Origin of the sequence: Paenibacillus sp. GYB004, assembly GCF_036577605.1 — a bacterium.
GTDB lineage: Bacteria > Bacillota > Bacilli > Paenibacillales > NBRC-103111 > Paenibacillus_AB > Paenibacillus_AB oceani.
Genome location: NZ_JARBDB010000015.1, coordinates 33,777 through 45,895 on the forward strand (window position 1 = coordinate 33,777; position 12,119 = coordinate 45,895).

Consider the following 12,119-nt stretch of genomic DNA (forward strand, 5'->3'; position numbering starts at 1 on the left):
TGAGGAGGATTTTTCAAATGGCATTCTTGGCAGCTGCAATAGCGGTAGGTTTGGGCGCACTGGGCGCAGGTATTGGTAACGGTATGATCGTAAGCAAGACGGTAGAAGGTATCGCTCGTCAGCCGGAGCTTCGCGGCCCGCTGCAAACAACAATGTTTATCGGTGTAGGTATCGTAGAGGTTGTTCCTTTGATCGGCGTCGTTATCGCGTTCTTGATCATGGCATCCGCTTAATAAGATAGCTACCGTTTGGCGGGGAAGGCCTAAGCCATCCACGCCTTCGTTTTGTAATGAAACTTGTTTGCATATACGGTAACAGTTTTTAGAAGGGAGTGACGAGAACGTGTCAGTAAATTGGGAGTCCCTGCTTTTAGCAGCGGCGTCGTTTGTCATTTTGTATTTCCTTTTGAATAAATACGCTTTCGGCCCGCTGTTTGGCATTATGGAAACACGCGCGAAAATGGTGCAAGACCAGATCAGCACCGCCGAGAAAAATCGTGCAGAAAGTGAAAAACTTCTCGCCGAGCAGAAGGAAGCCATTCAACAAGCCAAAAAAGAAGCTTACGATATTATAGAGCAAGCGAGAATCTCCAGCACGAAAGAAGCGGACAACTTGATTGCAAAAGCAAAAGAGGATTCCGAACGTCTGAAGCAGGACGCGCTGAAAGATATCGAAGCAGAGAAGAACAAAGCCATTGTCGCTCTGCGCAGTCAAGTTAGCGCTCTGTCCGTATTGATCGCTTCCAAAATCGTGGAGAAGCAGGTCGATGAGAAGTCGCAGCAAGATCTGATTAACCATTACCTGAAAGAGGTAGGGGGCAATAAAGTATGAGCAAGGAGACAGTCGTAGCGAAGCGGTACGCCAAAGCGCTATTCGAACTGGCCCGGGAGCGTGGGAAAGTCGCTGAAGTGGAGCAGGAGCTTCAAGCGGTCAGCAATGCTTTAGCCGACAATCCCGAATATGTGAAGCTTTTGGAACATCCGAATATCGGCGCTTCCGTTAAAACATCCATGCTCAAGCAAGTGTTCGAAGGCAAAGTGTCCGAAGAGTTGATGAACACACTTCAGTTGCTTATGCAGCGGGGAAGAGAAGCGATTATCCGTGATCTCGCCGTTCAGTATTCCCTCATTGCGAATGACGCGTTGGGTCAAGCCCAAGCGAAAGTATACACACCTCTTCCGCTGTCGGCGGAAGAATCCGACAAGATTGCAGCGGCATTCGGCCAAGTAGTTGGCAAGAAGATCCGCGTGGAGAACATTGTAGAGCCAAGTCTGCTGGGAGGACTTCAAGTCCGCATCGGCGACCGGTTGTACGACGGCAGCTTGTCCGGCAAACTGCAGCGGATGGAAAAAACGCTGAATCAAGCTTAAATGCCAAAGTTAGGGGTGAAGTTCGTTGAGTATCAGACCTGAAGAAATCAGCACGCTGCTTAAGCAGCAAATCGAGCAATATAAATCGGATATCCAAGTGTACGATGTCGGTACAGTTATTCAGATCGGGGACGGTATCGCCCGTGCACACGGTCTGCAAAACGTTATGGCCGGTGAGCTTCTGGAATTCTCCAACGGCGTCATGGGGATGGCTCTTAACCTCGAGGAAGACAACGTCGGTATCGTTATCATGGGTCCTTACACCGACATTCGTGAAGGCGATCAAGTAAAACGGACTGGCCGTATCATGCAGGTACCGGTAGGGGAAGCACTTCTCGGCCGCGTCGTTAACCCGCTCGGACTTCCGGTAGACGGCAAAGGCCCGATCGACACGACTGAATTCCGTCCTGTTGAATCGCAAGCTCCAGGCGTTATCGACCGTAAATCGGTTCATGAGCCAATGCAAACTGGTATTAAAGCTATCGATGCGATGGTTCCGATCGGCCGCGGTCAGCGCGAGTTGATCATCGGCGACCGTCAAACCGGTAAAACGTCGATCGCGATCGACACGATCATTAACCAAAAAGGCAACGGCGTATTGTGTATCTACGTCGCCATCGGCCAAAAGCAATCCACTGTTGCAAATGTTGTGGAAACACTTCGCCGCAATGGCGCTCTCGATTACACGATCGTCGTAACTGCAGGTGCTTCCGAGCCTTCTCCGCTGTTGTTCCTTGCTCCGTATGCAGGTGCAGCGATGGGCGAATACTTTATGTTTAAAGGGAAGCATGCGCTCATCATTTATGATGACTTGACTAAGCAAGCAGCTGCTTACCGCGAGTTGTCCCTCTTGCTCCGTCGTCCTCCGGGCCGAGAAGCATATCCGGGCGACGTATTCTATTTGCACTCCCGTTTGCTGGAGCGCGCAGCGAAGCTGAGCGACGAGCTGGGCGGCGGTTCCTTGACCGCATTGCCGTTTATCGAGACTCAAGCGAGCGACGTTTCCGCATACATCCCGACTAACGTTATTTCCATTACCGACGGACAGATCTTCCTGGAGTCCGACTTGTTTAACTCGGGACAACGTCCGGCGATCAACGTCGGTATCTCCGTTTCCCGCGTAGGAGGATCCGCACAAATCAAAGCAATGAAAAAAGTTGCATCGTCTTTGAAACTTGACCTTGCCCAATACCGCGAGTTGGCTGCGTTCTCTCAGTTCGGCTCCGACTTGGATAAGAGCACTTTGGCTCGTCTGAACCGCGGTCAGCGCACGCTTGAGATTTTGAAGCAGGGCGTTAACCAGCCGCTTCCAGTCGAGAAGCAAGTTGTCTCGATCTATACAGCGGTAAGAGGTTTCCTCGACGATATCCCGGTGCAAGACGTCCTTCGTTTCGACCGCGAATTCCTCGCATATGTGGATGCAAACTATCCGCAAATCTATGCAAGTATCCGCGACACGAAAGACTTGACGGCTGATAACGACAAGCAGCTTGTCGAAGCGATCGAGAAGTTCAAAAAAGGATTCTCGGTGTCCGCTTAATGACGAACACAACGGTAGAGCGGCCTAATGGCCGCTAGATCGTATTCAATAGAGGCATCTGCCGAACGTACGGAGATGCTTGGGAAGTTAAGCTTTTGCTCCGCAAAAGCTCAGGTTATGCTTGCGAAGTTAGCTTTCCTTCGGAAAGCTCTAAGGTGGTGAAAGCATGGCAAAAGGAATGCGCGAAATTAAACGTCAAATCAAGAGTACGCAAAACACGAAGCAGATCACGAAGGCGATGGAGATGGTCGCAGCTTCCAAGCTGAGAAGATCCCAGGAGGCGGCCGAGGCGGCCCGTCCTTATGCGGAGAAGATCAAGGAAGTCGTAACCAGCATCGCAGCGGGGACGAAGGGAAGTACCAATCCGATTCTCGTATCCCGTCCTATTCGCAAAACCGGCTATTTGGTCATTACCTCAGACCGCGGTTTGGCGGGTGGCTACAATGCGAACCTACTTCGTAAATTGATGCTCACGATTCGTGAAAACCATAGCTCCAAAGACGAATATGTTGTATTTGTAGTAGGACGTAAAGGCCGCGATTTCTTGAAGAAAAGAGGCATTCCGGTCATCGGGGAAGTTACCGGTATTTCGGATGCGCCGAAGTTCGCTGATATCAAGGAGCTCGCATCGCTTGCAGTAAGCAACTTTGTGGATGGAAAGTACGATGAGCTGCATCTCGTCTATAACAAATTCCACAACGCCATTACTCAAGAGCCGGTCTTGAACCGTATCCTGCCTTTGGATATGGGTGAAGGCGGTCAGGCAGCAGATTATGAGTATGAGCCTTCGCAAGAGGAAGTGCTTAACGTATTGCTTCCGAAGTATGCAGAAACGCTTGTTTTCAGCGCGCTGCTGGAATCGAAAGCAAGCGAATTCGGAGCGAAAATGACTGCAATGGGCAATGCTACACGCAACGCCACAGAAATGATCGCCCGCTATACGCTTATGTATAACCGTGCTCGCCAAGCTTCGATTACCCAGGAAATATCCGAAATCGTCGCCGGAGCGAACGCGCAGGGCTAATAATTTCTACAAGATTTGATAGTTCCTGAAAGGGAAACTATTTCGCTTACAAATCGGGCTTCTCAGTTGAGAATCTAAGATACTTGATAACAAGTCGTTTTTCTGCAGTTAAGCTTTATGCCGCTTACGACAATATGAGGTCTCCAGTTGGAAGCCCAGGCAGTTCCGAAACGATATGAAGTTTTCCTGCAGAAAATCAGGCTGTTGCTTGTGATGTACCGTTTTCTTTATGGAAAACTAAGCCGTTGCTTACGATGTGAGTTTTCCTACGGAAAACTCCTTAGGAGGGAAAAATATGAATAAAGGACGCGTTTTGCAGGTAATGGGACCTGTCGTCGACATCGAGTTCGATAAAGGCAACCTTCCTGAAATTTTGAATGCGGTCAAGATTCAAACGAAACCGCAAAACTCCAACGAGCCTGAAATCAACCTGACTGTTGAAGTCGCGGTTCACTTGGGCGACAACGTTGCGCGATGCGTAGCGATGTCCTCCACGGACGGATTGGTACGCGGCACGGAAGCGGTTGACCTCGGCAAGCCGATCAGCGTTCCAGTCGGAAACGCAACACTTGGCCGGGTATTTAACGTTTTGGGCGAACCAATCGACAATGCAGGCGATGTTGAAGCCGGACAAAGAGATCCGATTCACCGTCAAGCTCCTGCATTCGAAGAGCTTTCGGTACAAGCTGAAGTTCTTGAAACAGGTATTAAAGTCGTTGACCTTCTCGCTCCTTACGCGAAGGGCGGTAAAATCGGTTTGTTCGGCGGCGCGGGTGTTGGTAAAACGGTATTGATCCAAGAATTGATCAATAACATCGCGCAAGAGCACGGCGGTATTTCCGTATTCGCAGGTGTAGGGGAAAGAACTCGCGAAGGTAATGACTTGTACCATGAGATGAAAGACTCCGGCGTTATCTCCAAGACAGCGATGGTATTCGGACAAATGAACGAACCGCCAGGAGCGCGTCTGCGCGTTGCTTTGGCTGGGTTGACGATGGCGGAATATTTCCGTGACAACGAAGGAAAAGACGTTCTTTTGTTCGTCGACAACATTTTCCGCTTTACACAAGCAGGCTCCGAGGTTTCCGCTCTTCTCGGCCGTATGCCTTCCGCGGTAGGTTACCAACCAACGCTCGCTACCGAGATGGGTCAGCTGCAAGAGAGGATTACTTCTACGAAAAAAGGTTCCGTTACTTCGATCCAAGCAATCTACGTTCCGGCGGACGATTATACCGACCCGGCTCCGGCAACAACGTTTGCTCACTTGGACGCTACGACCAACCTGGAGCGTAAAATTTCCGAGATGGGGATTTACCCTGCGGTTGACCCGCTGGCATCCAGCTCGCGGATTTTGTCTCCGGAAGTTGTAGGCGAAGAACATTACAATGTAGCTCAAGGCGTAAAGCGGATTCTGCAGCGTCAAAAAGAGCTTCAAGATATTATCGCGATTCTCGGGATGGACGAATTGTCCGATGAAGATAAAGTCATCGTACTTCGCGCCCGTAAAATCCAGCGTTTCTTGTCCCAGGCGTTCCACGTCGCCGAGCAGTTCAACGGGTTCCCGGGGCAGTACGTTCCGGTTAAAGACACGGTACGCAGCTTCAAAGAAATTTTGGAAGGCAAGCATGACGACCTTCCGGAAGCGGCGTTCCTGTTCGTCGGCACCATCGAAGAAGCGATCGAAAAAGCAAAATCGATGTAAGGAAGCCGGATGACCGTGCCATGCTGATGCTTCGATGAGATTATTCAATTTCGTCACGGGGAGCATCAGCTTTGGCACATGATGAAGCTTTCGGTATCGAAAGCTCTCAGGAGGAATTTGCGTGAGTACTTTTCTATTGGAAGTCGTGACGCCCGAGCGGAAAGTATACGCTCAGGATGTTAATATGATCGTTGTAAAAGGCGTTTACGGGGAGCTCGGAATTCTTCCGAACCATATTCCACTGGTATCCCCGCTAAAAATTGCACCCGTTGCCGTGAAAATAGGCAATAAAACCGAGTACATTGCAGTTAATGGCGGTTTTATGGAGGTGCGCAAAGACAAAGTGGTCATTTTGGCGGAATCGGCCGAAATGCCTGCAAGCATCGATGTCGATCGTGCTCGCGCCGCCAAAGAACGTGCGGAGAAACGCCTCGCCGAAGCAAGGAAGGACGAGATCGATTTCCGTCGCGCCGAGCTTGCCTTGCAGCGTGCGATGAACCGGATCGATACTTCGACAAGAAAGTAATGCATATATGAGCAGAGGAACTGATTCCTTTGCTTTTTTTGTGTGCATAGATATTCGATTGAATGGTATAATTACAAATGTTGGGATTTGCTGCGACCCATTGCATAGTTGGCTGGCTAATTGCGTAGATTTAACTTAGCCAGCTTTGGATCAAATGCCGGAGCTTATAGGATGAGCGGGCAATAGTTATGCCGATCGGCAACCCGTTTCGGGCTGCTGGACTAGCTCTTCCTTTGTACTAGCCTGATTCGTTCGATTTAGAGTGAAAATTGATTAGAGACGGATTATTGGCATAGACGAGGCTCCGAGCATTTGTTACCATTACGAGAGGTGGCTTGGCCGAGGGTATGTCGCGATGATCTTTGCTACTGGAGCGGCGCATCCGGAAGGCCCTTCCTTCATAGACGCCGTTACACCTTTTTGTTATAATTGTGTGGGTGTTTATTAGAAAAAATTTCTGGCTTCATCAGAAAAATTCATAATACGCCATGAGGCGGGGAGGCGATGAAATGGCGCTTTACAGTAACAATTACGTGCTAGTTGCCATCTTTATTGGGCTCGGGATTATACTGCCGATCGCAGCTTTGACGCTCGGCCGGTTGCTGCGCCCGAACAAGCCGACGGCAGAAAAGCAAACGACTTATGAAAGCGGTAACGATCCGGTCGGGGAAAGCCATGTCCGGTTTAATATCCGTTACTATTTATTTGCTTTGATGTTCGTTATCTTTGACGTCGAAACGGTGTTTTTATATCCTTGGGCTGTCGCGTATGACTTTTTGGGATTGTTCGCGCTGGTTGAGATGCTCATTTTTGTCTCCCTGCTCGTAGTAGGGCTAATTTACGCCTGGAAAAAGAAGGTGCTGCAATGGAGCTCAATTTAGAGAAAATCTCGCCCGAAGAGCGGAGCGAGTTCGATCGCAACGTATTCACGACTACGCTCGACCAAGTGAAGGCATGGGCGCGCAGCAGTTCGTTGTGGCCGTTAACGTTCGGTCTCGCATGCTGCGCCATCGAGATGATGGGTACCGGCGGAGCGCATTATGACCTGGACCGTTTTGGCGTTATATTCCGGACTTCTCCCCGGCAGTCCGACGTTATGATCGTAGCGGGCACGGTGACGAAGAAGATGGCGCCGCTGCTTCGGCGTCTGTATGATCAAATGCCGGAGCCGAAGTGGGTTATCGCGATGGGATCGTGCGCCACTGCTGGCGGACCGTATATTAAATCGTATGCTGTCGTTAAGGGAGTCGATCAGATCGTCCCTGTTGATATTTATATTCCTGGATGCCCGCCGAACCCGGCTGCTCTCATTTACGGGATCAATAAGCTTCAAGAGAAGATTCGCTTTGAGGCGAAAACCGGGAAGAGGGTGACCAACTCGTGAGCGAAGAAAACAACAGCAACGACAAAAAGGTAGAAAGCGCAAACAATCATGCGGCTGATCGTCCTGCTGCCGATCATTCGGCTTCGCCTCCTAAAGAAAGCGCTGCACCCGAACAGGCTAATGATGCAGTCGGCTCGGCTGCCAATGCTGTTGAACCGACGGATGAGGAAAAAGAAGCAAAGGCAAAAGCTGCCGCGGAAGCAAGAGCAGCCCGTGCCGCGGCCCGCGCCCAGAGAGCTGAGGGCGGAGAAAGCGCCCCGGCGGCTGCGGAGCTGACCGACGAAGAGAAGGAATCGAAGGCAAAAGCCGCCGCGGAAGCAAGAGCGGCCCGCGCTGCGGCCCGCGCCCAGAGAGCCGAGGGCGGAGAGAGTGCGCCTGTTCCGACTGCAGAAGCTGGAGGCGATGATGAAGCGAAGGCGAAGGCTGAGGCAAGAGCAGCCCGCGCTGCGGCCCGTGCCCAGAGAGCAGAGGGCGGAGAGGGTGCGCCCGCTCCGGCTGCAGAAGCTGGAGGCGATGATGAAGCGAAGGCGAAAGCGGAGGCAAGAGCAGCCCGCGCCGCAGCCCGTGCCCAGAGAGCCGCAGGCGGTGACGGCGGAGCCGAGGACGGTCCGAAAGAACCGTCTCCGAAGCAGCCGCTGCTTGACCGTATCGTTCAGCTGATTAAGGAAAACGTATCGGATCAAGCGGTGGTAGAAGGAGTTATTAATGAAAGAGACCGCCATCTGCCGACGCTGACCATTCATCCCGATCACTGGGTCGCCGTAGCCGACTTTGTGAAGACGAACGAAGAATTGCAATTGACCTATTTGAGCAATTTGAGCGGGGTCGACTACGAGACGCATTTGGAGACGGTATACTACGTCTTGTCCATCTCCAGCAAGCAAGGCTATTGTTTTAAAGTAAAAACGAACCGGGACACCCCATCGATTCCGTCCGTGACTCCCGTATGGGCGACGGCCAACTGGAACGAGAGGGAAGTGTACGATTTGCTCGGCATCGATTTTCCGGGTCATCCAGACTTGCGGCGGATCATGATGCCGGACGATTGGGTCGGCCATCCGCTTCGCAAAGATTATGAACCGATTGATCCGGAGGTGTGACCTTTGATTCGGACCGAAGAACTGCTACTGAACGTAGGCCCTCAGCATCCGAGCACTCACGGCGTATTTCGCGTTATCGTCAAACTGGACGGAGAAGTGATCACGGAGGCTACGCCTGTAATCGGATATTTGCACAGGGGAACGGAGAAGCTTGCGGAAGATTTGACCTACACGCAAATTATTCCTTATACGGACCGGATGGATTACGTATCTGCGATGACCAACAATTATGTGCTCTGTCACGCCGTAGAGACGATGATGCAGCTGGAAATACCGGAGAGGGCGCAATATTTGCGCCTTATCGTCATGGAATTGCAGCGGGTTGCGAGCCATCTGGTATGGTGGGGCACGTACCTGCTGGATATTGGCGCGCTCAGCCCGTTTCTGTTTGCCTTTAAGGACCGGGAGACGATTATCGACCTGTTCACCGAGCTGTGTGGAGCCCGGCTCACTTACAACTATATGCGGGTAGGCGGAGTGAAGTGGGATGCTCCTCCGGGGTGGATCGAGAAAGTGCGCGCGTTCGTGGCGTATATGCACGGGCAACTGAAAGTCTATGACAACCTGGTCAGCGGAAACGAAATTTTCCTGGCACGGATTAAAGGTGTCGGCAAATATTCGGCCGAGGAAGCGATCAATCTGGGGCTGAGCGGAGCGAATCTGCGCTGCACCGGGGTGAAGTGGGATTTGCGGAAAGACCAGCCCTACAGCATCTACGACCGCTTCGAATTCGACGTTCCGGTAGGCCAGAACGGAGACTGCTACGACCGTTATCTGGTCCGGCTGGAGGAGATCCGTCAATCGCTGCGGATACTGGAACAGGCGATTGAGCAGTTCCCGGCCGACGGCGAGACGATGGGAAAAGTGCCGCGGGTGATCCGTCCCCCGGAGGGCGAAGCTTACGTCCGGATCGAATCGCCGCGCGGAGAGATCGGCTGTCACATCGTATCTAAGGGAAAAGATAAGCCGTACCGGCTGAAATTCCGCCGTCCGTCGTTCGTTAATCTGCAAATATTGCCGCAGCTGCTTGTTGGCCAACCGATGGCCAATATGATCATGATCTTGGGCGGAATTGACATCGTCCTCGGGGAGGTGGATGGCTGATGCTCAGTTTGTTGGCCGAACAACTGACTTGGGCGAACTTCGGCATTATGTTCGCTGTTGCGGTGTTATTCCTGCTTCTCATACTCGGTTATGTCACGTACGCGATTTATTTCGAGCGGAAAGTGATCGGCTGGATGCAGATGCGGCACGGACCGACCCGGACCGGACCGCTTGGTCTTCTGCAGACCGTAGCAGACGTTCTGAAATTGCTTCTTAAGGAAGATACAATTCCGAAAAAAGCGGATCGTGAGCTGTTTATCCTTGCGCCGGCGATTACGTTCGTTCCGGCTTTTGCCGTGCTTGCTACCTTTCCGTTCACGAAAACTTGGCAGTTTGCCGATCTGAATGTAGGGCTGCTGTATTACGCCGCCTTGTCCAGCATCTCCACGATCGGGATCGTGCTTGGAGGCTGGGCGTCCAACAATAAATACTCGCTGCTCGGCGGCATGCGTTCCGCAGCGCAGATGATCAGTTATGAAATTCCGCTTGTCATGTCCATGGTAGGCGTTATCCTTATGACCGGAAGCCTGAATATGCGCAAGATCGTCGAGGCGCAGGGCAACTGGTTCTGGGATTGGAACTTCCTTCCGCAAATTATCGGGTTCGCCGTATTTATTGTGGCAGCCATCTCCGAGCTCAATCGTACGCCGTTCGACCTTCCAGAGGCGGAGTCCGAGCTGGTGGCCGGCTACCACGTTGAATACAGCGGATTCCGTTTCGCTTTCTTCATGTTGGCGGAGTACGTCTATACGTTTGCAATCGCAGCGCTTACGACGGTATTGTTTCTGGGAGGATGGCATGCGCCGTTCCCGTTCCTGGACTTTGTGCCTGGGATTCTGTGGTTTTTAATTAAAATGTCGTTCTGCGTCTTCTTCATGTTCTGGCTGCGGGCCACGCTGCCGCGCGTCCGTATCGATCAGCTGATGGGGATCGGCTGGAAAGTGCTGCTGCCGCTTGCGCTCGCCAACATCTTTATTACGGCGATCGTGAAGGAGATCTTGCGTTAACATTACCGAACAGTACGAGAGACCGGAACCGACTCCGGTCTGTCGCACGTGATTGAGGGGGAACGACCTATGAAAGGGATAGTCAAAGGGCTCGGGCTTACATTCAAGACGATGATGCAGAAAAAGGTCACCTATGCCTACCCCGACGTGCCTTTGGAGCTGCCGGACCGCTTCCGCGGCATCCAGCACTTCGACCCGGAGAAATGCATCGTATGCAATCAGTGCGCGCGGGTGTGCCCAACGGAATGCATCACGCTGACCGGCAAAAAGAACCCCGATCCGGAAAGCAAAATGAAGCTGGTTATCGATACGTACGATATCAACTTTGAAATCTGCATCCTGTGCGACCTCTGTACCGAGGTTTGTCCGACCGAAGCGATCGTCATGACGAACAATTTTGAGCTTAGCACCTACAGCCGCGACGATTTGTACAAAAACATGGACTGGCTGCACCAGAACAACACGAACGTGCGGAAAGAAAACAATTCGGCGGCACCTAAGGGAGGAGCCAAAAAAGATGCTGGGTAACATTGCAGACTTTTTCTCGAGCGGTGCCAACGTGATGTTTTTCGTGTTCGCTCTGCTCGCCATCGGCGGCGCGATCTTTATGATCAGCTTCACGAAGGTCGTCTCGATGGTCGTCTCGGCAGCCGTCACTTTCTTAAGTCTCGCCGGTCTCTATGTGCTGCTGGAAGCGGAATTTCTGGCAATGGCGCAAGTTCTCGTCTATGCGGGCGGCATCTCGATCCTGATGATCTTCGGTATCGTGATGACCCGCCATAAGGGCGAAGAGCCGGAGGATAAACGCCGCTGGCATCATATCGGGCTGTGGATCGGAATTGCCGGACTGTTCGGCATCCTGTTCTATGCCTTCCAAAATGTGTCGTTCCCGAAAGGGGAACTCGCGACGCCGGAAGACAATACGCTTGAGATCGGGAAGCGGCTGTTCACCGAGCAAGTTATCCCGTTCGAGCTGATGTCGATTCTGCTTACCGTCGCGTTCATCGGCGCGATCATCCTGGCCAAGAGGGAGGAAGAGTAGGATGAGCGAACCGATTCTGCCTTATCTGACCTTAGGCGCGATTTTGTTCTGCGTCGGGTTGTATGGGGCGTTAACGAAGAAAAATGCCGTAATCGTCCTGTTGTCGATCGAGCTTATGCTTAATAGCGTCAATTTGAACTTTGTGGCGTTCTCCAAGTACGGAGTGGCTCCGTCTTTTCAAGGCCAGATCTTTTCTCTCTTTAATATGACGGTTGCGGCCGCGGAAGTTGCGATCGGGATCGCGATCCTAATTACGCTCTACCGGAACAAGGGCACTTCGAATGTGGACGACATGAACGAATTGAGAAAGTGAGGAGGAT

General features: G+C 52.0%; 15 protein-coding genes. All 15 read left to right on the forward strand.

Annotated elements, in window-relative coordinates; genetic code table 11:
• The first annotated feature begins 17 nt into the window (after nucleotides 1-17).
• The 15 genes from atpE (at nucleotide 18) to nuoK (ending at nucleotide 12,112) form a co-directional block, all read left to right on the forward strand.
• Nucleotides 18-233 carry a F0F1 ATP synthase subunit C gene (atpE, locus tag PV433_RS09130; protein ID WP_190929219.1) on the forward strand — a complete coding sequence of 72 codons (216 nt, stop codon included), beginning with the start codon at nucleotides 18-20 and terminating at the stop codon, nucleotides 231-233.
• 109 nt (nucleotides 234-342) lie between these two features.
• Nucleotides 343-831 (forward strand): F0F1 ATP synthase subunit B, encoded by a 489-nt coding sequence (gene atpF, locus PV433_RS09135; RefSeq protein ID WP_332071852.1) that lies wholly within the window; start codon nucleotides 343-345, stop codon nucleotides 829-831.
• Entirely contained in the window at nucleotides 828-1,370 is a 543-nt protein-coding gene (locus PV433_RS09140) for a F0F1 ATP synthase subunit delta (RefSeq protein WP_190929221.1), read from the forward strand. Before atpF ends, PV433_RS09140 begins: the two co-directional genes overlap by 4 nt.
• A gap of 25 nt (nucleotides 1,371-1,395) precedes the next feature.
• Nucleotides 1,396-2,910 (forward strand): F0F1 ATP synthase subunit alpha, encoded by a 1,515-nt coding sequence (gene atpA, locus PV433_RS09145; protein WP_190929222.1) that lies wholly within the window; start codon nucleotides 1,396-1,398, stop codon nucleotides 2,908-2,910.
• 166 nt (nucleotides 2,911-3,076) lie between these two features.
• Nucleotides 3,077-3,934, forward strand: a complete 858-nt coding sequence (atpG, locus tag PV433_RS09150) for an ATP synthase F1 subunit gamma (RefSeq protein WP_332071853.1) — start codon at nucleotides 3,077-3,079, stop codon at nucleotides 3,932-3,934.
• 295 nt (nucleotides 3,935-4,229) lie between these two features.
• Nucleotides 4,230-5,636, forward strand: coding sequence for a F0F1 ATP synthase subunit beta (gene atpD / locus PV433_RS09155; protein WP_190929224.1), 1,407 nt, complete (start codon nucleotides 4,230-4,232; stop codon nucleotides 5,634-5,636).
• 121 nt (nucleotides 5,637-5,757) lie between these two features.
• Nucleotides 5,758-6,162, forward strand: coding sequence for a F0F1 ATP synthase subunit epsilon (locus PV433_RS09160; RefSeq protein ID WP_332071854.1), 405 nt, complete (start codon nucleotides 5,758-5,760; stop codon nucleotides 6,160-6,162).
• 509 nt (nucleotides 6,163-6,671) lie between these two features.
• Nucleotides 6,672-7,043, forward strand: a complete 372-nt coding sequence (locus PV433_RS09165; protein WP_190929226.1) for an NADH-quinone oxidoreductase subunit A — start codon at nucleotides 6,672-6,674, stop codon at nucleotides 7,041-7,043.
• Nucleotides 7,028-7,546, forward strand: coding sequence for a NuoB/complex I 20 kDa subunit family protein (locus PV433_RS09170; protein ID WP_332071855.1), 519 nt, complete (start codon nucleotides 7,028-7,030; stop codon nucleotides 7,544-7,546). The genes PV433_RS09165 and PV433_RS09170 overlap by 16 nt, the downstream gene beginning before the upstream one ends.
• Entirely contained in the window at nucleotides 7,543-8,646 is a 1,104-nt protein-coding gene (locus PV433_RS09175) for an NADH-quinone oxidoreductase subunit C (RefSeq protein ID WP_332071856.1), read from the forward strand. Before PV433_RS09170 ends, PV433_RS09175 begins: the two co-directional genes overlap by 4 nt.
• Before the next feature lie 3 nt (nucleotides 8,647-8,649).
• Nucleotides 8,650-9,750 (forward strand): NADH-quinone oxidoreductase subunit D, encoded by a 1,101-nt coding sequence (locus tag PV433_RS09180; protein WP_332071857.1) that lies wholly within the window; start codon nucleotides 8,650-8,652, stop codon nucleotides 9,748-9,750.
• Nucleotides 9,750-10,757: an NADH-quinone oxidoreductase subunit NuoH gene (gene nuoH / locus PV433_RS09185; RefSeq protein WP_332071858.1), complete on the forward strand. Its 1,008-nt coding sequence runs from the start codon at nucleotides 9,750-9,752 to the stop codon at nucleotides 10,755-10,757. The genes PV433_RS09180 and nuoH overlap by 1 nt, the downstream gene beginning before the upstream one ends.
• A gap of 69 nt (nucleotides 10,758-10,826) precedes the next feature.
• A complete protein-coding gene (gene nuoI, locus PV433_RS09190) occupies nucleotides 10,827-11,285 on the forward strand; it encodes an NADH-quinone oxidoreductase subunit NuoI (RefSeq protein ID WP_190929230.1) in 459 nt (152 codons plus the stop codon).
• Nucleotides 11,275-11,799, forward strand: coding sequence for an NADH-quinone oxidoreductase subunit J (locus PV433_RS09195; protein ID WP_190929231.1), 525 nt, complete (start codon nucleotides 11,275-11,277; stop codon nucleotides 11,797-11,799). The genes nuoI and PV433_RS09195 overlap by 11 nt, the downstream gene beginning before the upstream one ends.
• 1 nt (nucleotide 11,800) lies before the next feature.
• Nucleotides 11,801-12,112, forward strand: coding sequence for an NADH-quinone oxidoreductase subunit NuoK (nuoK, locus tag PV433_RS09200; RefSeq protein WP_190929232.1), 312 nt, complete (start codon nucleotides 11,801-11,803; stop codon nucleotides 12,110-12,112).
• Nucleotides 12,113-12,119: the final 7 nt, after the last annotated feature.